This window comes from Ruegeria sp. YTSA135, assembly GCF_059610165.1.
Genome location: NZ_JBXWNC010000001.1, coordinates 354,778 through 377,631, shown reverse-complemented (window position 1 = coordinate 377,631; position 22,854 = coordinate 354,778). Strand labels below are relative to the sequence as shown.

General features: G+C 54.9%; 26 protein-coding genes. 13 read left to right on the top strand and 13 right to left on the bottom strand.

The features are described from left to right. Window positions 1-93: 93 nt before the first annotated feature. Window positions 94-795 (top strand): DUF1223 domain-containing protein, encoded by a 702-nt coding sequence (locus AC2FIT_RS01865; protein WP_496826086.1) that lies wholly within the window; start codon window positions 94-96, stop codon window positions 793-795. On the opposite strand, the gene AC2FIT_RS01860 is transcribed toward AC2FIT_RS01865, so the two are convergent. From AC2FIT_RS01860 to purB, 5 genes are all read right to left on the bottom strand, one after another. Beyond that, window positions 796-1,719 (bottom strand): lysophospholipid acyltransferase family protein, encoded by a 924-nt coding sequence (locus AC2FIT_RS01860; protein WP_068332029.1) that lies wholly within the window; start codon window positions 1,717-1,719, stop codon window positions 796-798. Between the two features lie 97 nt (window positions 1,720-1,816). Continuing rightward, entirely contained in the window at window positions 1,817-2,911 is a 1,095-nt protein-coding gene (locus AC2FIT_RS01855; protein WP_496826084.1) for a flagellar motor switch protein FliG, read from the bottom strand. 68 nt (window positions 2,912-2,979) lie between these two features. Next, window positions 2,980-3,522, bottom strand: coding sequence for a tetratricopeptide repeat protein (locus AC2FIT_RS01850; protein ID WP_496826082.1), 543 nt, complete (start codon window positions 3,520-3,522; stop codon window positions 2,980-2,982). Window positions 3,523-3,625: 103 nt separating this feature from the next. After that, the gene (locus AC2FIT_RS01845) at window positions 3,626-3,778 is read right to left on the bottom strand and encodes a chitin-binding domain-containing protein (protein WP_475183049.1); all 153 of its coding nucleotides are present in this window, start codon (window positions 3,776-3,778) and stop codon (window positions 3,626-3,628) included. A 122-nt stretch (window positions 3,779-3,900) separates the two neighbouring features. Then, the gene (gene purB, locus AC2FIT_RS01840; RefSeq protein WP_496826079.1) at window positions 3,901-5,205 is read right to left on the bottom strand and encodes an adenylosuccinate lyase; all 1,305 of its coding nucleotides are present in this window, start codon (window positions 5,203-5,205) and stop codon (window positions 3,901-3,903) included. 88 nt (window positions 5,206-5,293) lie between these two features. Between purB and AC2FIT_RS01835 the strand changes: the two genes are divergently transcribed. The 5 genes from AC2FIT_RS01835 to AC2FIT_RS01815 all read left to right on the top strand — a co-directional run bounded on the left by AC2FIT_RS01835 (window position 5,294) and on the right by AC2FIT_RS01815 (window position 7,769). After that, window positions 5,294-5,626, top strand: a complete 333-nt coding sequence (locus AC2FIT_RS01835) for a hypothetical protein (RefSeq protein WP_496826077.1) — start codon at window positions 5,294-5,296, stop codon at window positions 5,624-5,626. Next, window positions 5,623-6,045: a DUF6314 family protein gene (locus AC2FIT_RS01830; protein ID WP_496826075.1), complete on the top strand. Its 423-nt coding sequence runs from the start codon at window positions 5,623-5,625 to the stop codon at window positions 6,043-6,045. The genes AC2FIT_RS01835 and AC2FIT_RS01830 overlap by 4 nt, the downstream gene beginning before the upstream one ends. A 76-nt stretch (window positions 6,046-6,121) precedes the next feature. Next, window positions 6,122-6,709, top strand: coding sequence for a biotin transporter BioY (locus AC2FIT_RS01825; RefSeq protein ID WP_496826073.1), 588 nt, complete (start codon window positions 6,122-6,124; stop codon window positions 6,707-6,709). Between the two features lie 137 nt (window positions 6,710-6,846). Continuing rightward, the gene (locus AC2FIT_RS01820) at window positions 6,847-7,407 is read left to right on the top strand and encodes a hypothetical protein (RefSeq protein ID WP_496826071.1); all 561 of its coding nucleotides are present in this window, start codon (window positions 6,847-6,849) and stop codon (window positions 7,405-7,407) included. Between the two features lie 11 nt (window positions 7,408-7,418). Continuing rightward, a complete protein-coding gene (locus AC2FIT_RS01815) occupies window positions 7,419-7,769 on the top strand; it encodes a hypothetical protein (protein WP_496826069.1) in 351 nt (116 codons plus the stop codon). A gap of 10 nt (window positions 7,770-7,779) precedes the next feature. Here AC2FIT_RS01815 and AC2FIT_RS01810 read toward each other — a convergent pair whose 3' ends face one another. Continuing rightward, the gene (locus AC2FIT_RS01810; protein ID WP_496826067.1) at window positions 7,780-8,994 is read right to left on the bottom strand and encodes a bifunctional alpha/beta hydrolase/OsmC family protein; all 1,215 of its coding nucleotides are present in this window, start codon (window positions 8,992-8,994) and stop codon (window positions 7,780-7,782) included. 230 nt (window positions 8,995-9,224) lie between these two features. Here AC2FIT_RS01810 and AC2FIT_RS01805 point away from each other — a divergent pair, with 230 nt between their 5' ends. Next, window positions 9,225-9,416, top strand: coding sequence for a hypothetical protein (locus tag AC2FIT_RS01805; RefSeq protein WP_496826065.1), 192 nt, complete (start codon window positions 9,225-9,227; stop codon window positions 9,414-9,416). Between the two features lie 4 nt (window positions 9,417-9,420). Here AC2FIT_RS01805 and dddP read toward each other — a convergent pair whose 3' ends face one another. Continuing rightward, window positions 9,421-10,764 (bottom strand): dimethylsulfonioproprionate lyase DddP, encoded by a 1,344-nt coding sequence (dddP, locus tag AC2FIT_RS01800; protein ID WP_496826063.1) that lies wholly within the window; start codon window positions 10,762-10,764, stop codon window positions 9,421-9,423. A gap of 123 nt (window positions 10,765-10,887) precedes the next feature. Between dddP and AC2FIT_RS01795 the strand changes: the two genes are divergently transcribed. After that, a complete protein-coding gene (locus AC2FIT_RS01795; RefSeq protein WP_496826061.1) occupies window positions 10,888-11,628 on the top strand; it encodes a heme-dependent oxidative N-demethylase family protein in 741 nt (246 codons plus the stop codon). A gap of 35 nt (window positions 11,629-11,663) precedes the next feature. On the opposite strand, the gene AC2FIT_RS01790 is transcribed toward AC2FIT_RS01795, so the two are convergent. Both AC2FIT_RS01790 and AC2FIT_RS01785 read right to left on the bottom strand, forming a co-directional pair. Further along, on the bottom strand, window positions 11,664-12,575 hold the full coding sequence (locus AC2FIT_RS01790) for a hypothetical protein (RefSeq protein WP_496826060.1): 912 nt from the start codon (window positions 12,573-12,575) through the stop codon (window positions 11,664-11,666). A 199-nt stretch (window positions 12,576-12,774) separates the two neighbouring features. Then, on the bottom strand, window positions 12,775-13,572 hold the full coding sequence (locus AC2FIT_RS01785) for a lytic murein transglycosylase (RefSeq protein ID WP_496826058.1): 798 nt from the start codon (window positions 13,570-13,572) through the stop codon (window positions 12,775-12,777). Window positions 13,573-13,642: 70 nt separating this feature from the next. Between AC2FIT_RS01785 and AC2FIT_RS01780 the strand changes: the two genes are divergently transcribed. The 4 genes from AC2FIT_RS01780 to AC2FIT_RS01765 all read left to right on the top strand — a co-directional run bounded on the left by AC2FIT_RS01780 (window position 13,643) and on the right by AC2FIT_RS01765 (window position 16,689). Next, entirely contained in the window at window positions 13,643-13,834 is a 192-nt protein-coding gene (locus AC2FIT_RS01780; protein WP_496826057.1) for an IS1/IS1595 family N-terminal zinc-binding domain-containing protein, read from the top strand. A 36-nt stretch (window positions 13,835-13,870) separates the two neighbouring features. After that, window positions 13,871-15,175, top strand: a complete 1,305-nt coding sequence (locus tag AC2FIT_RS01775) for a hypothetical protein (RefSeq protein ID WP_496826055.1) — start codon at window positions 13,871-13,873, stop codon at window positions 15,173-15,175. Window positions 15,176-15,349: 174 nt separating this feature from the next. Next, window positions 15,350-15,961: an RNA polymerase sigma factor gene (locus AC2FIT_RS01770; RefSeq protein ID WP_496826053.1), complete on the top strand. Its 612-nt coding sequence runs from the start codon at window positions 15,350-15,352 to the stop codon at window positions 15,959-15,961. Next, on the top strand, window positions 15,958-16,689 hold the full coding sequence (locus AC2FIT_RS01765) for a hypothetical protein (protein ID WP_496826051.1): 732 nt from the start codon (window positions 15,958-15,960) through the stop codon (window positions 16,687-16,689). The genes AC2FIT_RS01770 and AC2FIT_RS01765 overlap by 4 nt, the downstream gene beginning before the upstream one ends. 37 nt (window positions 16,690-16,726) lie before the next feature. On the opposite strand, the gene AC2FIT_RS01760 is transcribed toward AC2FIT_RS01765, so the two are convergent. From AC2FIT_RS01760 to AC2FIT_RS01750, 3 genes are all read right to left on the bottom strand, one after another. Further along, complete coding sequence (locus AC2FIT_RS01760) at window positions 16,727-17,365, bottom strand: c-type cytochrome (RefSeq protein ID WP_496826049.1); 639 nt, start codon at window positions 17,363-17,365, stop codon at window positions 16,727-16,729. Window positions 17,366-17,493: 128 nt separating this feature from the next. Next, a complete protein-coding gene (locus AC2FIT_RS01755) occupies window positions 17,494-18,762 on the bottom strand; it encodes a sulfite oxidase (protein ID WP_496826047.1) in 1,269 nt (422 codons plus the stop codon). Window positions 18,763-19,132: 370 nt separating this feature from the next. After that, window positions 19,133-19,387 (bottom strand): hypothetical protein, encoded by a 255-nt coding sequence (locus AC2FIT_RS01750; protein ID WP_496826045.1) that lies wholly within the window; start codon window positions 19,385-19,387, stop codon window positions 19,133-19,135. Window positions 19,388-19,500: 113 nt separating this feature from the next. Between AC2FIT_RS01750 and AC2FIT_RS01745 the strand changes: the two genes are divergently transcribed. Then, window positions 19,501-21,156: a winged helix-turn-helix domain-containing tetratricopeptide repeat protein gene (locus AC2FIT_RS01745; protein WP_496826043.1), complete on the top strand. Its 1,656-nt coding sequence runs from the start codon at window positions 19,501-19,503 to the stop codon at window positions 21,154-21,156. 271 nt (window positions 21,157-21,427) lie between these two features. Here AC2FIT_RS01745 and glnA read toward each other — a convergent pair whose 3' ends face one another. After that, entirely contained in the window at window positions 21,428-22,834 is a 1,407-nt protein-coding gene (glnA, locus tag AC2FIT_RS01740) for a type I glutamate--ammonia ligase (protein ID WP_496826041.1), read from the bottom strand. Window positions 22,835-22,854: the final 20 nt, after the last annotated feature.

The following is a 22,854-nucleotide window of genomic DNA, read 5'->3' as shown; positions in this document are numbered from 1 at the left end:
GAAGCAGAGTCAAAAATCTCAAGAAACGTTGATTGGAGGTTTGGCATCGATCCGATTACACATGTTAAGTATCCTTAAAAACCGAGATTTTGTATGGTCAGAATTGCTCCAGCCGCCGTGTTCGTTTCGCTATTATGTGCCACTTCGGTCGCGGCAGGAAATGACGCCGTCGTGGTAGAACTGTTTACGTCGCAGGGGTGTTCGTCCTGCCCGCCGGCTGATCGCTTAATGCATGATCTGGCACAACGCGATGATGTGATCGGTTTAGCCCTGCATGTGGATTACTGGGACTATATCGGCTGGAAGGATGAGTACGCCGATCCCAATCATACCGAGCGGCAGCGCGCCTATGCTCGGCAGGCTGGGCGCTCAATGATCTTCACTCCGCAGATGGTGGTGAATGGTCAACAAGACGTCGTGGGTGCGCATGTATACGAATTGAATCAGTTGATAGATGCGCATCTGACCGCCGCCGCTGAGGCTGAGGTGGTGGCAAAGCGGGTGGGCAATGAAGTCTTGGTGGATGTGACACCGGTCGAGCTGCCTGAGGGCGAAGCATACGATGTGCGCGTGGTGCAATATGCACCGATGCGCCATGCCTCAATCCGCCGCGGTGAACTTGCCGGGTACGAGATGGAGTATGCAAATGTCGTGGAATCCTGGCATATAGCCGGACAGTGGGATGGGGCGGCGTCGCAGCAGTTTTCGGTGAAGTTGACCGCAGACCTTCCAGCGGTGGCGCTGATTCAGCGGGTTGGGCACGGACCTATCGTAGCGGCTGCCCGCGTCAAGTGATCACGGCATATCTTCGGGTTGGACGCCCAAGCCATTCCAGGCTTTCCAGCGGCGATGAATCCAAAACCACTGGCCCATATGCTGCCGTACGACGGCCTCAAGATCATCATTGGTGAACTGAGTCATGGTTTTAGGGTCGGTGTGTGGGACGGGGTCATGTAAAACGATCTCAAAATCAAGACCGTTTGGCTGGCGAATTGCATAACAGGGGATCAGCACCGCCTTGTACTTCATCGCCAATTCGGCATTCAGAACGGATGTAACGGCGGGTTTGCCGAAGAATGTCAGCTCTTCCCCGCCGTGGGCATGCAGGTCGGACACGATGGCGATAATGCCACCTTTTTTGAGTGAGCGCACCATCTCGACCATTCCACGGCGACCCTGTTCGAACATGGGCGCTCCCGTTTTATAGAACGCCTCGACATACATGTCGTTGAAATACGGGTTCGCCATGCGCCGGTAGAGGCACCCGATCGGTTGGCCGCTACGTGCCTGTAGTGCGATTCGGGCCGCAAGGTAGTGGCCAAAATGCGCAGTGATCATCATGACTGGGCGCCCTTGGGCCACGGCGTCGTCAAACGCGGCAATGCCCGGACCCGAGATCTTGGCATTGGCCTGCCGTTCGGTAAAACCTTCGGGCGAAAAATGCTCCATTATTGCACGGCCCGCATTGTCGGGGACATCTCGGCAGATGCGTTTGACTTCGGCTTCCGTCAGTTCGGGATGGGTTAGTTTTAGATTTCTGCGGACGCGTTCGGTGAATCCAACCAACGGGGCAAGCCCGCGCACAATCGCCCCCATCGCTGCGATGCGCCGCTCATACGGCAGCAGGCGCATCGTCCCGATAACACCTTTCATGAACAGACCGGTCACGTAGTACTTCCAGAGCGCCCCTCGGCTGAGTTCCGACTTTTCGACGGGCATATTCTGGTCTCACCGGCTGTTGTGATTTGCTGGGCCAGACATACAAGGCACGCTGACCGACCACAAGCTTTCCTATGATTCAAGTCTTGGTGTTTGCCTACTCTTCGTTGTCTTCTTCGATCAGTTTGATGACCCCTCCATCCAGAAGGTTGCGGATTGTGCTTACAATCTTTGCCATCGCGTCCTCAGCCTCGGATTGCTTCACCTTGCCAAGATCCGCGACTTCATCGCGAAAACTGTCGGCCATTCGTGAAGGGATGCTAGACAGCAGAAATTCAACAGTCTTCTTATCCTCATCCGATGTAGCCCCGGCAAAGGCTGTATACAGATCGGTCTGATCCAGTTCGCGAAGAATTGTCAGGGCATCCCGGGCGCGAACCCGGGTTGAAATATGCGCAAAGGTAAAGATTGAACGGCGGACGACGCTGGCGAAATCCGCGTCCTCCTCGTCCAGTGCGTCCAACAAACCATCGCGCATGGACGCCGCTGAATGGTTCAGAATTGCGCCGACGCGCGCGCCGGGACCATCGGTAAACGCCTGCAATGGTCGTTGATCCAGTTGGGTCGCCAGCGACCATCCGATCCGCTCGACCGCTTCGGGTGTAATGTTAGAGGTTTTGGAAACAGCATAAGTGATCCGTCGCGCCGTTGGGCCGGGCAGGTGCCCCAAGAGCTGAGCCGCCTTCGCGGTTTCCAACTTTGACAGCATGACTGCGGCGATCTCTGTGCTTTCTGCCTGTGCCATCTTGGCCAATTCTTCGGCAGGGACTTCACGCAGGCGCTGCCACGGATCACCGATCTGGCGAACCCCGGCGACTTTGCGCAGCCGCGCCGCCGTTGCAGGACCAATCTTGCCGTCCACCGCATCCAGCGCGCCTGCCAGACCATGTGGGAACGCGAGGCCGATACCGTCCAGCGCCTCGGCAAATTCCTGCGCGACTGCGTCCAGCGTCACACGATCCACCAGACCCATCTCGCCCAATTGGTGGGTCAGCTTTTCCTGCAACTCATCCGGCAGGTCCTCAAGTGGGATGTCTGCGCCTTCGTTCAACAGCAATCGCACGACCACAGCGGCCTTTTGTCTGCTGGTGAGCGTGCGGGGAACAAGCCGGGGGGCGCCATCGTCGTTCTGATCAGCCAACGGAGCTGCGGCCCCCGCGTCTAACTGTAGCAATGAGTTTGTGTCTTGCATCTGCCTGCGGTGTCAAAATTGCTTTCCGCAGGCAGATTAACGAGAATCGGGTAAAGAAAGACTGAAGTCTAGTAACTGTAAGTCAGACCAGTTTGAATCGCCTCACGAAGTGAAGTTTCGGCCCATGTGCCTTCACCGCCGCGGGCTTTGATTTCCCGCCACTGCATGATCGCAAGATCGGTTTTGCCTTCGCTGACAAACCCCTGACCCATGTAGCTGCGCGCCAGAATATTGTCGGGGTTGGCTTCGATGGCGTTGTTGTAATAGACGTTCGCCAGCTCAAGCTCGCCCATCTTTCGGTAGGTGAAACCCCAGTAGGTCATAACGCGGTCGTCCTTCTGATCCATGATGCGCAGAATGTTCTGCGCATTCTCGAATTGACCGTCATAGGCCAGTTCACGCACCGCGTCGTACAATTCATCTTGGGTAAAGTTCGTCTTGTCCGGCTTCACGCACCGCCCAGCATCCTTGTCATAGACGCGGCCAAACAGACATTTCTTGGTCGTGTTGGTTGGTTTAGGTGCAGTACTGCTGTCGCCACCCGCAGCATGCACAACAGGCGCAAAGGCAAATGCCTGAAGGGCAATTGCTGAGACTAATACAAGGCGCATCTTCCTACTCCGTTCAAAAAGCGGCTAATTTTAAGCTTAGCGCGATCTTACAAAAAGATAACGATCACTTGCTCGCTTTTCTTCACAAATAGGATAGATAGCTTCAGCTATTGACGAGTTTCGCGCAGGTCTGGCTTTCGGCATCCCAATACGTGCCCGGCGCGCAGGATTGGGTTTGCTTTGAATGGCCGCTGCAGGCCAATGCAGCCGAAGCTGATATCGTAAGGGCCAAAGCACAAATCGTGGTGCGGATCATAGCGTTTCTCCGGTTCGGATATACACTGACACCATAGCTGATTTTTGCAATTCAGGCAAAGAAACAGAGCCCGGGCCGCGTTTTGCGAACCGGGCTCTGACAACTGTTTGATTGGTCAGGCGTTATTCGCCGAATACACGCGTGAAGATCGTGTCGACATGCTTGGTGTGATAGCCAAGGTCGAATTTCTCTTCAATTTCTTCGGTACTCAGCGCGGCGGTCACGTCGGGGTCTGCCAGCAGTTCCTCTTTGAAATCGGTGCGATGTTCCCAAACTTTCAGCGCATTGCGCTGCACCATGGCATAGGCATCTTCGCGGCTGACCCCTGCTTGGGTCAGTGCCAGCAGAACACGCTGGCTCATCACCAGACCGGGGAACTTGTTCATGTTCTCGATCATGTTCTCGGGGAAGATCAGCATCTTGTCGACCACGCCGGTCAGTCGCGCCAGCGCGAAGTCCAGCGTGATCGTGGCATCTGGGCCAATCATGCGTTCAACCGAGGAATGCGAGATATCACGCTCGTGCCACAGCGCCACGTTTTCCATCGCCGGGATCACGGCCGCGCGCACCATGCGCGCCAGCCCGGTCAGGTTCTCGGTCAGCACCGGGTTTTTCTTGTGGGGCATGGCCGAGGAGCCTTTTTGCCCCATCGAGAAGAACTCGGCCCCTTCCAGCACCTCGGTCCGCTGCATGTGGCGGATTTCGATGGCGATGTTCTCGATGCTGCTGGCGATCACGCCCAGTGTCGCAAAAAACGCCGCGTGGCGGTCGCGCGGGATGACCTGAGTGCTGATCGGCTCGGGCACCAGACCCAGCTGGTCGCAGACATGCTCTTCGACGCGTGGGTCGATATTGGCGAAAGTGCCGACCGCGCCGCTGATCGCGCCAGTGGCGATTTCGGCGCGCGCGTCGCGCATACGGGACAGGTTGCGGTCCATCTCGGCATAGAAGCGGGCAAAGGTCAGGCCCATGGTGGTGGGTTCTGCGTGAATGCCGTGGCTGCGCCCGATACGAATAGTGTCCTTGTGTTCGATCGCGCGGCGTTTCAGGGCCGCCAGCAAGCCTTCCAAATCCGCGATCAGGATATCGGCGGCACGCGTCAGCTGCACGTTAAAGCAGGTATCCAGCACATCCGAGCTGGTCATGCCCTGATGCACGAACCGGGCTTCTTCGCTGCCGACATGCTCGGCAAGGTGAGTCAGAAAAGCGATGACGTCGTGCTTGGTGACGGCCTCGATCTCATCAATGCGGGCGACGTCAAATTTCACGTCCTTGGCTTTCCAGACAGCTTCGGCGTTTTCACGCGGGATCACGCCCAGATCGGCCATTGCGTCGCAGGCATGCGCCTCGATCTCGTACCAGATGCGAAACTTGGTCTCCGGCGACCAAATGGCGACCATATCGGGGCGGGAATAGCGTGGAATCATTGGCGGCGTGACCTTTTTATGATTGGCATGAGACGTTGGCGCGCGGTTTAAACCCGCAATCCCCAGGGAACAAGGTACGAGTGAAAGTATGAGACGGTTTGCCCTTATTTTGGCCCTTTTACCCGGAATTTTAGCGGCGGAGGGTTTCCGCGCGCTGACCGGGGATGAGATTTTGGATGCCCTGACCGGTCAAAAGCTCGACTATGGTGACGGTGTTTGGCAGACATTCGAGGAATACATGCTGACGCAGTATTTCTCGGGCCGCGCCAGTTCCGGGCGCTGGGCGGTGCGCGAGGATCGGTATTGCTCGCTTTGGCCTTCGTCGGATCTGTGGGCCTGTTACGACGTGCTGCAAAGCGGTGACACGATCCGATTTGTCGATGATACCGGCGGTTTTACCGAGGGAGCCTTTACCCAATGACCTTGCCACGCAGCCTTTTCGATTTCGCAGGCAGTTGGGACCTGAGCCGCACTATTCACGATACACGGGCGGGGCAGGTCGTGCATGCGCAGGGTCAGGTGAGCCTAGGCCCGACAAAAGGTGGCTTGGTTTATGATGAAAAGGTCTGTCTGCGTATCCCGGGCCAGGCCGAGATGAAAGGTACGCGGCGGTATTTGTGGCTAGATGCGGGGGATCGGATTTCCGTCCATTTCGACGATGAACGGTACTTTCATGCCCTGTATCTGGGACAGACGCGATCCTCGGATCACCACGATTGCCCGCCCGACAGTTATGATGCAGTCTACGATTTCTCGAGTTGGCCGACGTGGTCAGTGACTTGGACAGTCTCGGGGCTAAGAAAGGCCTACGAAATGACGACCGAATACCGTCCCAGATAGCGCAATCATCTTGAAGTACGGAAGTGAAATGGGCATTCATGTGCCAGAATTTCCGTCCAAACGTGGAGAAACAAAAATGAATACTAGTGTACTGGCCGAGGCCATCGGTCCGCGCGAAGGTACTTCGCTGCGGGTAAAACAGGTGGTGCTGGTCGCTCTGGGTATCTTGGCGCTGGCAATTGCCGCGAAGATCAAGGTGCCGATGTGGCCGGTTCCGATCACCATGGGAACCTTTGCGGTTCTGACCATCGGCACTGCTTACGGCGCGCGGCTGGGTCTGGTCACCATGCTGGGATACTTGCTGATCGGTGCGCTTGGATTTGACGTATTCGCGGGGTCTTCGGCCGAGAAATTCGGGCTGACCTACATGATGGGCGGTACAGGTGGCTACCTTGTCGGATACGTGCTGGCCACCGTTCTTTTGGGTGCCTTGGCCGCCCGCGGATGGGATCGATCGGTCGGTAAAATGGCGCTGGCTCTGGTGCTGGCAAACGTTGTCATCTACGTGCCCGGTTTGCTGTGGCTGGGTCAACTTTATGGTTGGGACAAGCCGATCCTGGCGTGGGGTCTGACGCCGTTCCTGGTGGGTGATGTGATCAAGCTGGCGCTGGCCGCCCTGCTGGTTCCGGCCCTGTGGAAGCTGGTCGGCGACGCCCGCACCTGATTTCTGGTCGTACATTTCGAACCCGCGCCCGGATCGCTTCGGGGGCGGGTTTTTTGTTGTCTTGTGCAAGAGAAACTGGACAAGGCAACTGGGCAGCGTTCAATCTGATTTCAAAGAAATAATCAGGTTATAGAGATATGCGCATTTCACTTAGGTCATTCATCGCCGCCTGCGTCGCGCTGTGGTTGGGGTCATCACTACCTGCGGCGGCAGACACTCGGGTTACGTATACCGATGCAGGGCGGGCGTTGTTCAGCTTTGCCGTGCCGGACTTTTGGGCTGTGCGTACTGGCGGCCCGCGCGAAATTGAGGATACCGAGTTGGGCGATCTGCGCGCGGTGGCTCGGGTCATGGGCATTCGGCCCGTAACAGATGACACCGTGTGGATGGGGTTCGTTTCGCCGACGGGTGTGTCTTCGATCCAAGGCGGATTGCAGTATCTGGAAGATATAGACAAGTTTCTGGTCAAGGATCCATCTGTATCCGGAACAGCGGATGCCCGCATTGGAGGGCTGCCCGCACGCGTCATTCGCGGCACCGGCACCCGTGACGGGCGAGGGGTCAACTTTACCGCCTCGGTAATCGATCTGCCGAATGGGCGTGTGGCTGTGGTTGTTGCGATCCTGCGCGACGGAGCCGATCCGGCTTATGTTGACGATTTGAACGCCGTTTTCGCGTCGTTCCGGACTTTGCAGTGAGGAGACGCGCGATGACTACCAAATTCATCAAACGATTGATCCTTGTGGTTGGTCTTGGGGCTGCAAGTTTCACCTTGTCAGCTTGTGAGGGCGTCTCGGTCGGTGTCGGGGTCGGGTATGGCTATGATCCGTTCTATGACTCGATGCTTTGGAATGACTATTATCGCAACGTTAACGTGGATATCGACGTTGATCGGCCATCAAGACCACGCCCGCCCGAAGGCAGACCACCGGCACGACCGACGCCGCCGATCGCGAAACCACCGGCCCGGCCACGCCCGCCAACAGCCCGACCGCCGGTGGCCCGACCACCCGTGGCCAGACCTCCGATTCACCGGCCGGCACCGCGACCCCGCAGATAACCAAATAAGATTAGGTCAAAAGTTCAGTGGTTATATGGGCTGATTGCTCAAGCGTCCGGTGAACGGGGCATTTGTCAGCGATTTCCAACAAGCGCGCACGTTGTTCCTTATCCAGCGGCCCTTCCAGACGGATCTTGCGGCGGAACTGGTCGATCTTACCGTCTCCGGCCAGACCGGCATCTTGCGCGTGCACCTTGTTGTGGCACACATCAACTGAAATGGCAGTCAGCGGCCACTGTTTGCGCCGCGCATACATTCGAATCGTCATTGAGGTGCAAGCCCCCAGGCCAGAGGACACGAACCCGTACGGAGACATCCCTTTGTCGGTGCCGCCATAGGCCTCGGGTTCATCTGCCATGGTATGATGCTTTGGGCCGGACTGGATGTCCTGCAGGAAACCTGTTGGGTCAACCTCGCTTACACGTACGACACCTTCGGGCGCGCCCGGGGGCGGGGCTGGCGGGCAGAGTTTGACATAGCGTTTTACCCATGCCGCGATCACATCCGCCGCATACTCAGCATCCGAGGCACGGGTGATCAGATGGTCAGCATCGTCCAGCGTTACAAAGCTTTTGGGATGTTTTGCTGCCTGAAAGATGGTGCCGGCATTGTCGATGCTAACCGTTTCATCCCTAGGGGCGTGCAGGATCAGCAACGCTGCCTTCAGATCGGAGATTGCGGGTGTCAAAGCGGATTCCGAGATGTCTTCCACAAAAGCCTTGCCGATGCGGAACGGGCGCCCCCCCAGCATAACAACGGCTGAACCGTCTTGATTAATCTGCGGCAGCGCGTCTTCAAAATGATGCGCGACATGCCCCGGGTCAGCGGGCGCACCCAGCGTGACCACCGCCTTGACGCTCGGAATACCAGCGCGCGCGCGCAGAACAGCGGCACCGCCCAACGAGTGACCAATAAGCAGTGAAGGGGCCATGTCCCGCCCCGCCAGATAGTGCGCGGCTGCGATGAGGTCTTCCACATTCGAGGTGAAAGTGGTGTTCGCAAACTCACCGCCCGAATGACCCAGACCTGTGAAGTCAAATCTAAGGACGGCAATGCCCATGGCTGCCAGACGGGCAGCGATGCGGCGGGCAGCAGGAATATCTTTCGAGCAGGTAAAACAATGTGCAAACAATGCGGTCGCCAGCACCGGTCCATCTGGCAGATCAAGGCGCGCAGCCAGTTGATCGCCGTCGTGACCGGCAAAGGTAATGCGTTCGGTGGGCATGAGACTTCCTTGCGTATCGGGTTGACACTTATACTGTGTGCTTCCGTCTGGACGCTCAACCCCATTGTAAGACGCGTCACGGGAAGGTGAGGACGCATCGGAATCAGCAGTGCTGGGCGGTCGTACAAAATATCATTAATTGTGATTAGCTTCCCATCAAATATTCGTTTTGTTTATTTCATGGGAATGCCCATCTTGCGGCTATCAGATACGCAGCTCAGGAGGCACACATGGCACTTACCGCATCTTCTTCGCAAAACGCAGTAATCCACCCCGGTCTATTGATCGTCATCGCCTTGACCGGTGTTCTGGGATTCGCGTTGGGGCAAAACTGGAACCCGGAGTTGCCGACAGAAGCTGAGGCCGCCATCCCATCCGAGGACTGGCATGGCAATGTCCGGCGCTCAACCTGGCCTGACTAGTGTTTTACGCAAGGCCCATAAGCTGTGGATCGAACGGGTAGGTGCTAAGATTTTCGTACCCGTTTTCGGTGATCAGAACCTGATCTTCCAGCTTGATAGAGAAGTCGCCCCCAACCTCACCAACGGCGGCTTCGACACATAGAACCATGCCGGGCTCAAGCGGATAGTCGTATGAGCCCGCTACCGCCTTATCCGGGTACGCGACCAGCGGCCATTCATCACACAGGCCAACCCCATGCATCAGGCAGCCGTATTTCTGCGCCTGATACTTGTCGTCCAGTTTATGCGCGTTTGCAGTAAGTTCGGGGATCATGACCCCGGGCTTCAGCATTTCCATATTGGTCATGATGTGCTCATGCGCGTGCTGCATGGCATAGATCATATCAGGGCGGGGTTTCTCGTCCCCGATCCACCAAGTGCGTGAGATGTCGATGCATATGCCGTAAGACCCGATCAGATCGGTGTCGAAGGCGATGATTTCATTCTTTTGCGTGATCCGTGGCCCGCATTCCTGAAACCAAGGATTGGTCCTCTGGCCCGAGGCGAGCAGACGGGTTTCGATCCATTCCCCGCCGCGCCGGATGTTTTCGGCATGCAGAACGGCCCAGATATCATCCTCAGAGGTCTTACCGTCACCCACATTGGCCCGTGCGAAGTTCTCCATCGACGCTACGGCTGTTTCACAGGCATGATTGGCGCAACGCATGGCCAGAATCTCATCCGGGCCTTTGATCGCGCGGGTCTTTTCGGTGACCTCTTCGCCCTCCATGATCTCGAACCCCTGTGCCTCAAGCGCGCGCAGCCCGTGTAGCATGATCTTGTCCACGGCCAGACGTTTATTGCCGCCGCCATGTTCGTCGATCAGCACGCGGACCTCGTTCGAAAAAACGTCAGCCGCAACATCGACCTTGTCGCCCCGATCAAAGTAGAACAGGTCCGCGCCCGAGCGCTGTTCACGCACCAGCGGGTTGAATTTCGACAGGAAGGGCGAGTTCTTGTAGTCCCAGATCACCATGTAGCCATCGGCACACAAAAGAACGGCGCGGAAAGGGTTGTGCGTGTTCCAAAGCTGCATGTTGGTGCTGTCGGTGGCGTAGCGGATGTTGAGCGGATCGAACATCAGCAGCCCGCCATAGCCGCGATCGACAATGGCCTTGGTCAGGCGTTTCCACCGATATTCGCGCATCTGAGCAAGGTTAGGCAGGGTCAGGCCGGCGGCCTCCCATTCCGCAAAGGCCAGTTGCGTCGGGCCAATCTCGATCCGGTCATTTTGGTTCGGGGTGCCGTCGCCAAGTGTCGCGCCTTTTGACGGGTCGATCTTGCGAGTATCGCGGTAGTGCTGGTTCATGGTGGGCCTCCCTGCCTGAGTATGAAGCCTGAGGGCTCATTTCCGCACAGTCTTGAAAGTTTGCGACGGTTCAGCAGTCGCTTTTTGACCGACAGGCCCGGAAACAGATGTTAGGTGAAAGGAATGACGATCCTTCAGACCTCAATTCCTTATGATCCGCTGACACCGCGACCTTTGCCGGGAATCCAGCCGCTTGCCATGGATGACTGGTTGCATTTTGACGATGCGTTTTCTGCCCAGATGCAAAGACGCGCGGCGTTGTTGGACGAACGGCGGGATGACGTTCTGGCGCTTCACCACAGTGCGGAACCCGCAGCGCAAGAGCTTTTGAACCTAGTCTTGCATCACGCCTATCCGGGCTGCTTGGATCATGCGACGCGCCCTGATGGTCAGATTGTCGAAATCGACCGGACACGCCCGTTGGAGACGCTCTGTCGTTTGGTGCAAGAGGATTTCTGCATCCTGCAAAAACAAGGGGATGAACATGTTCTGACAGGGGCCATCCTGTGTTTCCCAGCTAGTTGGCGCTTGTCGGAAAAGTTCATGCGCCCATTGGTCGACATTCACATTCCGGTCACCAGCTATGACGCGAACATCGCGCGCCGGGTTCAACGCTTGTTCGACGGAATACAGCCAGGGCGACCGCTGTGGCGGTTCAACGCCTTGTGGTATGCGGATGCAGAGCTGTACCAACCCCGCAGCGCAACCGAGCCGCGCCACATCATGGATCCCGAAGCTGCAGGATTTTTGCGTAGTGAACGTCAGACCTTGTTGCGTTTGCCGCAAACACGCGCGGTTGTCTTTTCGATCCACACCTATGTCCTGCTGGCGGACCGCCTGCGCAAAATGGAAAACCCCGCCTAATGGCGGGGCCTCCTAGGAGGGTCTTTAGGTTAGTGCTACATGCCCAACGCGTTCGCGACACCGGCGATTGCCCCGCTTGTGCTGATAGCGGAGATAGCGACGGTGTAGGCAAGAACCTGCGTGTTCAGGCGAAAGTCTTCGCCCTTGATCAGGTTTACGGCGGCCAGAGAGACCGCGATCGGAACGGACACGCTGGCCACGGCCCCGGTTAATCCCCAACTGGTCAGTCGCAGGATATCGCTGGGGTGCTCGTGGTTGAGGGGGGGCGTGTCTGCGTTCCCATCAATAGGCTGCTCGATGGGTTCTGTCCGAAAGGCAATGCTAAGCAATTGCTCATCCGACAGCTGGATCGGCCGGGCTGCTGGTGACAGCGCCTTTTTTTGTGGCTCGTCCAAGTCTTCTTCCGCAATGTCCAGCCCCGCGAACGGGCCTGTCACTGCCTCAAAGATCTGTTTTCTTTTTCGAGGTTTCGAGGGGGTCAGTGTATTAAAAGCGCTCATGAATTGTTCGACGGTCAAGACTGTATTGGGCGACAACCACTCGACCCGCTGCGTCGCGCAGATATCGACCATCCGGTACAGGATGACCACCAGCATAAGTTCAGAGATTTCGCTGTCATCCAGCAACGCAGACACAGGTGATATGGTGATCGTCAAACGGTTTTCCGGAAGGACTGTGGTCGGTCTTTCCGCCGTCTTTAGGCCTGCGGCACGGTTCATGCGCTCGAACCGGTCTTCTTTTGCAGGCTGCCGAACATCCAGGGTCAGGGACACGAGGTATTGGCTGGATACGATGCTGGCCTCGGTTGAACTCAGGACCGACTTGCGCTCAATCAGGTGGCCATAGTCTTCCAGAGTCGCGGCAACAATTCTTCCAAAACGCTCGATTGCGCCTTCGGTTTCACCGCTGAATTGCAGACCACCGTGATAGCTGTGCTTCGGTTTCACCGCGCATTCCTTTATCGCATCCCGTCTCAACGATCACGATAACAAGGGATATGGGGCAGATTTTGGCAAGAATGGAAAAAAATGACTAAACGTTAGGATTGATTACTCTTTGGAAACTTAGACATTTTAGCGGCCACTTCATGTCTGTGGCAAAAATGTGGCCGTAATGAGAAGGGTCGGGCCAACTTTATGGCGCGTCTTATCCATCGATTCGAGCGGCCATAATCGCGATGGACTGTTGATAGACCGAGGCAGCGTTCCACTGTTCGATCACCGCGAAATTCGGTTGGCCGGGCTGGTAGCCGCGCCCAGGTTTCCAACCCTTTTGACGTAGAAAGTTGGCCGTCGAGGCCAGCGCGTCCGTCATGTTGTAAAAATCGACACGGCCGTCGCCGGTCGCATCGACCCCATAGGTCAGAGCGTTACCCGGCAGGAACTGCGTGTGCCCCAATTCACCGTGTTTGGCGCCTTTGGTTGCGGTCGTAATGCTGCCTTGATCGACCAGCTTCAATGCGCCGATGGCGTGGGGAATAAAGAACTCGGACCGGCGGCAATCATAAGCCAGCGTCGTGATCGCAGAAACAACCTGGCTGTCGCCCATGAAATTTCCGAACCCCGTTTCCATTCCGTGGATCGCGATCAGAACGCCGCTGGGGACGCCGTATTGTCGTTCAAGCGTCGCATAAAAGTCCGGGTTGCGGGCTTTGCGCTTGCGCCCCTGTGCAACGATGGTGTCTGCGCCGCGGATTTGCATGAACTTGTCCAGCGAGTATTTAAAGCTTTTCTGGTTCCGATCTGCCGCGATCGTGCGGCTGGCGTATTGCGTCTGCGCAAGAGCCTGTAGCCCCTTTTTCTTCACTCCGGCTTTTCGGGCCTGTTTCGCGAAGCTTTGCTTCCAGGTTTCGAACCCCGCGCTTGTATTTCCGCAGGATGCCGCGAAACCGGTCGAGGCGACAGAAATGATTAAAGCTGCAGTACAACCAAGGAAGAGTTTCATGAAACACTCACTTTTGTTCAAAAGACAACTGTGTAAAGGATAGCCGCCTTGGTTAATACACAGAAGTAAAATGCGCAGGTGGGCGTTTCCTGCGCCCAACTTGTCTAATTCAATTCGCGCTGCACCAGACCGACTGGGTAGTGTCGAGGATGAGCTGATGCCCAGCCGGTATCGAAAGTTCGGTAAAACGGCCAAAGGGGGTCCAAGGTATCAGTGCAGAGCGTGCAAGAAGACCTTTTCGATTGGTCGCTCGACGAGGTGACAAAAGCGTAGCGATCTAAATGGAAAAGTCCTTGGATTGCTGGTTAGTGGCGTGACGCTTTCAGCTATCTCACGATACCTCGATACATCACTTCCGGATGTCTATTCGAAGATCGACTTCATCCACGCGCAATGCCAAGCCTTTGCAGCAGAGCGGGAGACGCGACTGCCCGAAGTATTTGAAGGAGATAGTCCTCACTTCGCCACAGACACACAAATCCTTCAGGTGAATTGGCCAGACAAAGGCATTCGTAAACTTGTAGAAGTGCGCCACATGTGTACCGTCCACAGCGACAGTAAGTATGTCATCATATCTACCACCGACGTTGACCTCGACGTTCACCCTCTTGCCGTCGAAAAGGCGATGGATATTATCGGAGACAAAGACAAGCCTTGTTCTATGCGGGAGAACGCTCGGATTTGGTTTGCCAGTGAGTATATCGAATTCATTCGCAAACGACACGAAGCGACCAACCCAAAGTCAAGCAGGTGGCACCGTAACAAAAAGCCTAGAGAGCTGGATGACGATATCAGGCTACTTGAGAAGGCCGCGAGGGTTCGACAAGACGCGGCCGAGTTTGCGCATATCATGCTGCTCAAGAAGAAGATCGGTAGGAAGTATCGACTGCTGAACTTTTCAGTTGACCGCGATACGGGTGTCTCTTCAGCCTTTTTGGCTGTGTTCAAAAATGAAGTGCAGAAGAGCGTGGTGCGGATTGCAGACGTCACCATGTCAAAGAAAGAAAGCCATCCGTGGCGCATGGGGTTTGTGGCTGATGGTAACAGGGAGTTTGAGCGCGTGGAGCATTTGATGCGTCAGGCAGGGTTCTTGCCCGGAGCCGGTGATCAGGCTGTCTCCAGACCACAGGATGGCGCCATGGAGTACCTTTTGGAAGACACCTTTGGCAATACGGCCTTCTCCGATATCAAGGAGCTCCTAATCGATCATACCGGTCAGTCTGAAACGGCCGGCATTCACTATCCGTTCCACTTCATCAATGAGTCGTATAAGCGGGTGATTTTCCGCACTGACCCAACACGATTAGACTTTGCCCAGATGGCCCAGTTCGCAGTTCGGGCGGGAACGCATCCGGTAGACATGTATCACGCTCGGGCACGGACCAAGGTCATGGGATTTGAGCGTGGCTTGGCAACCTCGGGCCGCAAAAGCCTGTGGTACTACAAGCAGTACTACAATCCGGTCATGGTTATGAAGCTGGTGGACATCCTGAGGTTTGCGCATAATTACACCGACCTCATGGTAAAAGAACACAAGAGCCCAGCTATGAAGCTCGGTATTGCAAAGGGCTTTGTGTATGATCGGGATCTCTTCAGTTTCTGAGCTAGGCAAGTGAAAACCCGCCGTTCGTTTTTGCGTTACCCTAAGTCTGCTCTGCGGACATTTCGGACCTTGTTTTGATCGCCGCTTGCGGACGTAGTCGCCTTTCGCCACAGCGCAGCATCAACATGCTAGAAAAGCATCTGTTCACCAAATAATTTTTGGCAAGCCCAATGATTGAGAGGGCAAAATTTTTGTATTGAAGCCAAAGCAATATGGCCACACGGACCACCATACAAAAGTGCTTTTCAAGACATAAAAGGTTACGGTACCGTGCTATTCATGGATAGTTTTCCGCACCTCGAAAGCTTGCTTCCTGAGCTTCACGCTTATGCGCGAACGATCTGCCAGCGTGAAGAAAACGCAGAAGACTTGGTGCAAGACGCGATCGAGCGAGCCGTGAGATCAGAAAACCGCCCCAAAACACGGAGTGAACTGCGCCCTTGGATGTTCCGGGTCATTCGAAACCTAAGGTACGACGAACTTCGAAAGCGACGTGTGCGCAGGGAATTTCTTGCAACTGAGAAACGTCTATTAGATGTGAACGACCGTCAGTCTGATACCGCAAGGGATGTTTTGATCAGATTGGCTTACGAAAAGCTGCAACCGGAGGCCCGTGAAGTGCTATTGCTTGTGGACATTTTAGGGCTGAAGTATGCGGAGGCGGCAACGGTTATCGACGTACCCGTAGGAACGATCATGAGCAGGATTAGCAGGGCTCGCAAAGCACTCTTGTCAATTGTAGACGACACGGTTTTTCCGACAAAACGGGCAATTCGCGAGAGATGACAAACTTAAGCGAAAAAGACTGGGAGCTCCTCAGTGCGTATCACGACGGAGAAATGTCACCAAGTGATACCCGTAAGTTCAAAGCGCGTCTGGCAAATGAAGCCGAGCTTAAATCAACACTTTTGCATATAAGAGAGGCAAGTAATGGCCTTTCCACTTTGCGCCCTGTGCCTTTAGACGATGCTCCTAACCGAGTCCCAGTCACTCCTATCAGATCGCGCCTAGCTTGGCTGGCTGGAGGTGCGATTGCGGCCTCCGTGGTTTTCGCTGTAGCGATAAGCACTATGGGCAACGATCGAAATACTTTGCTGGATATTCACAATGCTTACCTTAAAGAGGATTACGCTGTAGTCGACGGCGATCTGCTCGCTGTTTCGACAACTGCGGCACCTGAATTACCAGATCTGACTGGTGGAAATCTACGGGCCGTTTCGCGGTCATCATTCCAAGCTGGCACAGTTGCTCATTATTCTGGACGAAATGGCTGCCGCTTAACTTATTTCAGGGGTCTTGAACCGCTCGACTTGCCGACCGCCGTTGGATCTCAGACACAGGGCTGGACCACCGACGACGGCTTGCATCATGCGATATTGGCAACCGGAATGGATGCGCAAAAGTTTAGCGCGATCTCCGCATATCTGCAAAATGAGACCCGGCAGCAGTCACTGGACCGAGCCTACGCAGCAATGAAGAGTGCGACAGAGACTGCCGCACCCTGTATTAGCTAACTCCCATCGAAGGACACGCACACAGAAAATTAGTTATTTACGGCCGTGGGAAATTAGGCCGATCTTCATTATAGTGGGCTGCAAGGTAATCAATGATTTCCGTGCGGTCGGGCTCAGGTATTTCCGACATGCCCTGTTCTTCGACCATCCATTCCAGCATTTCTTCCCAATGCGCACGAGAAAGTCCTTGTTGTGCAATGATCATTTCCGAGTGACAGGCTGTGCAGGCATAATAAGTCGTTTCAACACCAGGAGCATCGAACAAACTGCCGAATTCATATTCTTCTTCCTGCGGCTCTTCCTCAGCGGAAGCCTTTCTTGTCTTGAATTCCTGGGGAGCGTCCGAGTTGCTGTTCAGGAACGCAATAACATTGGCGCGGTCCTCCTCTGAGTTCAGACCCGCAAAGCTCATTCGCGTTCCCTTCACAGCTTTTCGTGGGTTCTCTAGGTATGCACTTAGCCGGTCCGGGGACCATTCGCCGCCAAAATCCCGAATTGCATCAGAATAACGAAAACCCTCAACCGACGCTACAGATTGTCCGACGATTCCATAGAGATTGGGCCCGACACGATTCTTGCCGCCTTTTTCAACAGTATGGCAACTTGCGCATTTTTTGAATACACGCTCTCCGGCGGATGCGTCAGCTGTACCCAGTGCCGCTGTTATATCTGCCACGACGGGCCCGGCAAGAAATGCCGCTATGCACGCGGCTATGACGCCTCGCAAGTGTGCGAATGACATGAAACACTCCTGTAATTGGAAACTTATAGGGCGACCTCGGTCAGGCCGCCCTACACTCAAAATCAGCTGACGCGGACCCCGACCCTGTGCATTGTATTGTTTAGATACCCTTTGGCATTCCAGTCGATTGCAAAGGGTTGCATGATGCCATCACTGTCAGTCGCACGGGCCCAGACTTCGTAGTAGCCGGCCTGTGGGAACTTGACGTTAGCCCGCCAATTCTGCCAAGCACCGTCGTTGGCAGGCGCATCAAGGTCTGCATCCATCCAAGTCTTGCCAAAGTCCATGGAAATCTCGACCTTTTCTACCAAGCGGTCACCCGCCCACGCATGCCCACGCACCTCAGTTTCTGAACTGTCTAAGTCGGTTCCATTAGCAGGAAAAGTCACAAGCGATTTGACAGGCATACGCTCGATGATCTCCCAGTCTTCCTTGGGGATCTCCTGGCCTGGTGCGACTGGATAGGCCGGAACTTTGTAGGATGTGCCGGTCATTTTGGCTCCGTCGTGCACCTGATCACGCAATTCTATCCGGTTGAGCCACTTCTGAGAGCATGAGCCCGGCCATCCTGGAACAACAAGACGCAGAGGAGCACCATTCATTGGATGTAGCGCTTCGCCATTCATCTCGAACGCGATGAGGATATTATCGGTTAGTGCCTTTTCAATGGGCAGCCCTCGTGAAAGTGGCCGTTTTTCCAGGTCGCCAGACAGGTGAACGTCAGCGCCATAGTGCGCGGTATAGATCACGTTGGACTGAACACCCGCCTTCTCAAGCACATTTTTTAGCCGCACGCCGGTCCACTCAGAACAAGCAATCGCGCCATAGGTCCATTGATTTCCTTTCGCAGGCGGATCAAAGAAAGCCCGGCCATTACCACCACACTCTAGTGCGAGAGCCATGGTCACGACTTCGAACTGATCTTTCAAATCAGCAATCGATAGTTCAAGCGGCGTATCGACGAACCCGTCAACGGTCAGTGTCCAATTCGATGCGTCCATATCATCTGGTAATAAACCGTTGTTGCGAATAAAGTGCCTATTCGTTGGTGTAATTGCATCATCGAGGAGTTCCGGCGGCGTTTCCGCGTTCACGGGGCGATCGTTCAGGAGGGTCAACCCATCCTTACCTGCAAGAACATTGTCCTGAGCCGAAGCTGCAGGTACGAAACCGAGCGGCAAGTTTTGGTGGAATGGGATCGATGTGCCAACAATTGCGGCAATGGACGCAACGCTGGTCTTAGTTAAAAAACTGCGACGGTTCGGATCGATCGCTTCGTGCTGATCGACACTAGCACCCATTTTTCCTTGCTTGTCTGAATCTAATGCCATCTATTCCTCCCTAGGCTGCTGCATTCAGGTTCAATTCAAAAGAACCCATTACGTACAGGACGTTTTCAGAGGCCGATTTATTCCAGAGCCATACGGACTTTCTTAAAAGTACCCTCTTTTTTTGATATTCGGGATTTTACCCGTTTTTGGTCGATTAACTCCAAAACTACAGTTGGATGAGGCTCAGAGCACCGCGCGCTGAGGAGCGATTTAAGTTGCTTAGATGAGCATCTGCACAGGGCTCGAAGCGGGCGGTTGGCGAATTTGACTGAGCGACCGCATTGCGGCGATAAGTTGAAGCGGCTGGACAAAGGAGACATCCGAGAAGGGACCGCAGAACACGGCCCCGATACGCTGAGAACCTGGGGCATCAGCTCTGAGCGGGAGCAACAAGAACTTCATGGCTTTCGCTGGGACAGTTGTCGAAACTAGAGCTGGGCTTTGCATGTTCGGCAAAGATGGCCCGGATGGCAGGTTCAAAACGATCCCCATACATTTCCAGTTCGACGACGCGTTCAGCCACTTCAGGAGGAAGCAGGGAAAGGTCGATGAAATCGTCTGTCTCCGCACTCGCTTGAAAACCTGCTGTTGCGAATATTGCGCAAAAAATAATTGCCTTGGACATAGTATTCTCCCTAGAATTTGGCGTGGCCCGGTTCCGCTCGCGGGGCTGACCGGATCGAATGCCATTGGTAAACGTGTCCCAGGTCACGAAAGTCACGAAAGCCGGCACGAAATTTGGCGAAAACTGAAAATATCCTTTTTGTCGGATCCATTAGTTTTGACGTAGAAACCGGGGTCTTGATGTTCGACGACGGGTTGAAAGTGACACTCCGTCCCCAAACAGCACGTGTCCTCAAAATATTGGCCACCAACCCAGGTCAGCTTGTCACAAAAGACGATCTACTGAACTTAGTCTGGACAGACACCCACGTAACAGACGACAGCCTCGTTCAATGCATTTCGGAAATTCGTCGAGCGCTCCGCCCATCGAATAGCAAACTGTTGGTGACCGTTCCAAAACATGGCTACAAACTCGTGGCATCCGCCGGGGACAATTTGGTAACCGAGGTCAACTCCGGGTCGTCCGCAAGACAAAACCAAGGACGACTGGGAAGCACGATTTTTGTAGCACTTGCCGCCGCTATTCTTTTGGCGGCAGGAGCATTCTTATACATGCGAACTCTAGATACGGGGCCGGACGAACCGGTGACCGTGGCGGTTCTCCCGTTCGCCAACCTAAGCGACAACACTGAACAAGAATATTTGTCCGTCGGACTGGCCGAGGACTTGCTGACAGATCTTTCTCATAATGACGAACTGATAGTGCTGTCGCGCAGCGCCACTTTCAGTTACCGACAATACGAAGACGCAGCAGCAAGGATACATGAGGAGCTTGGCGCATCCCATCTGGTCGATGGAAGCGTTCAACGCGACCGCGAACGTATCAGAATAAGCGTTCAGCTTGTCGACACCAACACCGGTGCAACCGTTTGGGCAGAACGCTACGATCGCGAAGTTAGCGAACTCTTTGACCTGCAAGACGAACTGAGGGAGCGAATTCTCGGCGAGCTGTTGGCCGAAATTGGTCTAAATGGGCCATCCGCAGCCCGTCCCGCTGATGTTCGTGCGTATGAACTGCTTCTGCAGGGGCGTTATTTTGAGGCAAGTCTGACGCAATCAGGGATTGTTAAGGCGATCGACCTGTACAAACTCGCGATCGATATTGATCCAACCTATGGCGATGCGTATGCGCGTCTCGCCAACATGTATGATTTCATGTCACGGTACGGATGGAGTGCCTCTGTCGAAGGAGATCGTGCACTTGCTCTCGAAATGGCAGAGCGAGCCACGCGGCTTGATCCGGACAACCCCTTTACGCACTGGTCACTTGCCCGAATTTTGTCTCGCCTAGATGGCAGCAACGAAAGTGCGGCACGCGCAATTACTCACCTTGAACACGCGACCGCACTCGCGCCGGAATATGCTGACGCGTACGCTTTCTTAGCACTCTTGAAAATTGGAGACGGCCAATACGACGCTTCGCGCAATTCGATAGAAAAAGCCTTCGATTTGAACCCGCAGCCACCTTCCTGGTACATCCGCAACCGCGGGATAATTTCATACTTTGAAGGAGATTACGACGCAGCAATTGCCGATTTTAGAATGTCCGCCGAAATGAACCCGACTGCGCATTTTTCCAGACTTTGGCTGGCGGCGGCACTTGCTCGGGCTGGACAAAATGAGGACGCAGAGTGGGAACTGGAGGAGGCGTGGACCCTGGGTGCACCGGATACAGTAGACGCAATCTTGCGCTCAAACGAATTGATCCGCAACGCCTCGCTTCGCACAGAATACGCCAAAGGTCTGCGCGCCGCTGGCGTGCCGAATTGACAAAATTATAGTGCCAGATCCTGTCAAACGAGCTTTAGCGCAAGGTAGAGTTTCTGCTCGGTTTTTGATCTGTGCTGTACCCTGTAGGATGACCGCTATGGGCTCAATACGGTCATTCGCTGCACCAAAATCGAACGTCTGATAATTGGCGCCAATTCTCGAACTTCTCAATCTGAGCACAAAAGGAAAGAGGCTGAACACTCAGCCTCTTTCAACATTTACCTATAGGGCCTTGCGTAAGGGACGCCCCATTTTTTCTGCAAAAGCCTAATTAGCAGCTGTAGTACATGCCGTATTCAACCGGGTGGGGTGTGTGCTCGTAGGTTTCGACCTCTTCCATCTTCAGTGCGATGTAGCCGTCGATCTGGTCTTTGGTGAACACGTCGCCCTGCAACAGGAAGTCATGATCGGATGCCAGAGCTTCAAGCGCTTCACGCAGCGAGCCGCAAACGGTCGGGATATCGGCCAATTCCTCGGCAGGCAGATCGTACAGGTTCTTGTCCATCGCTTCGCCCGGATTGATCTTGTTTTTGATGCCGTCCAGTCCGGCCATCAGCAGAGCAGCAAATGCCAGGTAGGGGTTTGCTGCCGGATCGGGGAAGCGGGCCTCGACGCGTTTGGCTTTCGGGCTCTCGGTCCACGGAATACGGACACAACCCGAACGGTTGCGGGCAGAGTATGCACGCAGAACCGGAGCTTCAAAGCCCGGGATCAGGCGTTTGTAGCTGTTGGTGGATGGGTTTGTGAAGGCGTTCAGAGTCTTGGCATGCTTGAGAACACCGCCGATGAACCACAGCGCCTCGTCTGACAGATCAGCGTATTTGTCGCCGGCGAACAGCGGCTTTCCGTCTTTCCAGATCGACATGTTCACGTGCATACCTGTGCCGTTGTCACCGGCAATCGGCTTCGGCATGAAGGTGGCCGATTTGCCATATGCATGCGCGACATTGTGGATGACATACTTGTACTTTTGCAGCTCGTCGGCCTGTTTGGTCAGGCTGTCAAAGATCAAGCCCAACTCATGCTGGCACGAGGCCACTTCGTGGTGATGCTTGTCAACTTTCATTCCCAGACGCTTCATGGTCGAAAGCATTTCCGAACGCAGGTCCTGGCTTTCATCAATGGGGTTTACAGGGAAGTACCCGCCTTTCACGCCCGGACGGTGGCCCATGTTACCCATTTCGTATTCGGTGTCGGTGTTCCACGATGCGTCGGTTGCATCAACTTCGTAGGATACTTTGTTGATAGAATTCGAAAAACGAACATCGTCGAACAGGAAGAATTCTGCCTCGGGGCCAAAGAAAGCCGCATCGCCGATACCAGACGACTTCAGGTAGGCTTCGGCTTTCTGTGCGGTTCCGCGCGGGTCACGCTCGTAGGCTTCACCAGTGTCAGGCTCAACAACCGAGCAGTGGATGCAGATTGTTTTCTCTGCATAAAACGGATCGACATAGGCGCTTGCTGTGTCCGGCATCAGTTTCATGTCCGATGCTTCGATCGATTTCCAGCCCGCGATGGACGATCCGTCGAACATAAAGCCTTCTTCCAGAAAGTCTTCGTCGACCTGATCGGCCATGATGGTGACGTGCTGAAGCTTGCCGCGCGGGTCGGTAAAACGGATATCGACGTATTCGGCGTCTTCTTCTTTGATCAGCTGAAGAACTGCGTCCTTGCTCATACTCACTATTCCTCTGGTTT

Coding starts and splice junctions, on each gene's coding strand:
- AC2FIT_RS01855 (WP_496826084.1), bottom strand. CDS start 2,911: ATGCAAGACACAAACTCATTGCTACAGTTAGACGCGGGGGCCGCAGCT.
- AC2FIT_RS01850 (WP_496826082.1), bottom strand. CDS start 3,522: ATGCGCCTTGTATTAGTCTCAGCAATTGCCCTTCAGGCATTTGCCTTT.
- AC2FIT_RS01820 (WP_496826071.1), top strand. CDS start 6,847: ATGCGCATTTCACTTAGGTCATTCATCGCCGCCTGCGTCGCGCTGTGG.
- AC2FIT_RS01830 (WP_496826075.1), top strand. CDS start 5,623: ATGACCTTGCCACGCAGCCTTTTCGATTTCGCAGGCAGTTGGGACCTG.
- AC2FIT_RS01815 (WP_496826069.1), top strand. CDS start 7,419: ATGACTACCAAATTCATCAAACGATTGATCCTTGTGGTTGGTCTTGGG.
- AC2FIT_RS01805 (WP_496826065.1), top strand. CDS start 9,225: ATGGCACTTACCGCATCTTCTTCGCAAAACGCAGTAATCCACCCCGGT.
- AC2FIT_RS01835 (WP_496826077.1), top strand. CDS start 5,294: ATGAGACGGTTTGCCCTTATTTTGGCCCTTTTACCCGGAATTTTAGCG.
- AC2FIT_RS01780 (WP_496826057.1), top strand. CDS start 13,643: ATGCGCAGGTGGGCGTTTCCTGCGCCCAACTTGTCTAATTCAATTCGC.
- AC2FIT_RS01865 (WP_496826086.1), top strand. CDS start 94: ATGGTCAGAATTGCTCCAGCCGCCGTGTTCGTTTCGCTATTATGTGCC.
- AC2FIT_RS01750 (WP_496826045.1), bottom strand. CDS start 19,387: ATGTCCAAGGCAATTATTTTTTGCGCAATATTCGCAACAGCAGGTTTT.
- dddP (WP_496826063.1), bottom strand. CDS start 10,764: ATGAACCAGCACTACCGCGATACTCGCAAGATCGACCCGTCAAAAGGC.
- AC2FIT_RS01795 (WP_496826061.1), top strand. CDS start 10,888: ATGACGATCCTTCAGACCTCAATTCCTTATGATCCGCTGACACCGCGA.
- AC2FIT_RS01810 (WP_496826067.1), bottom strand. CDS start 8,994: ATGCCCACCGAACGCATTACCTTTGCCGGTCACGACGGCGATCAACTG.
- AC2FIT_RS01845 (WP_475183049.1), bottom strand. CDS start 3,778: ATGATCCGCACCACGATTTGTGCTTTGGCCCTTACGATATCAGCTTCG.
- purB (WP_496826079.1), bottom strand. CDS start 5,205: ATGATTCCACGCTATTCCCGCCCCGATATGGTCGCCATTTGGTCGCCG.
- AC2FIT_RS01785 (WP_496826058.1), bottom strand. CDS start 13,572: ATGAAACTCTTCCTTGGTTGTACTGCAGCTTTAATCATTTCTGTCGCC.
- AC2FIT_RS01825 (WP_496826073.1), top strand. CDS start 6,122: ATGAATACTAGTGTACTGGCCGAGGCCATCGGTCCGCGCGAAGGTACT.
- AC2FIT_RS01765 (WP_496826051.1), top strand. CDS start 15,958: ATGACAAACTTAAGCGAAAAAGACTGGGAGCTCCTCAGTGCGTATCAC.
- AC2FIT_RS01755 (WP_496826047.1), bottom strand. CDS start 18,762: ATGGCATTAGATTCAGACAAGCAAGGAAAAATGGGTGCTAGTGTCGAT.
- glnA (WP_496826041.1), bottom strand. CDS start 22,834: ATGAGCAAGGACGCAGTTCTTCAGCTGATCAAAGAAGAAGACGCCGAA.
- AC2FIT_RS01860 (WP_068332029.1), bottom strand. CDS start 1,719: ATGCCCGTCGAAAAGTCGGAACTCAGCCGAGGGGCGCTCTGGAAGTAC.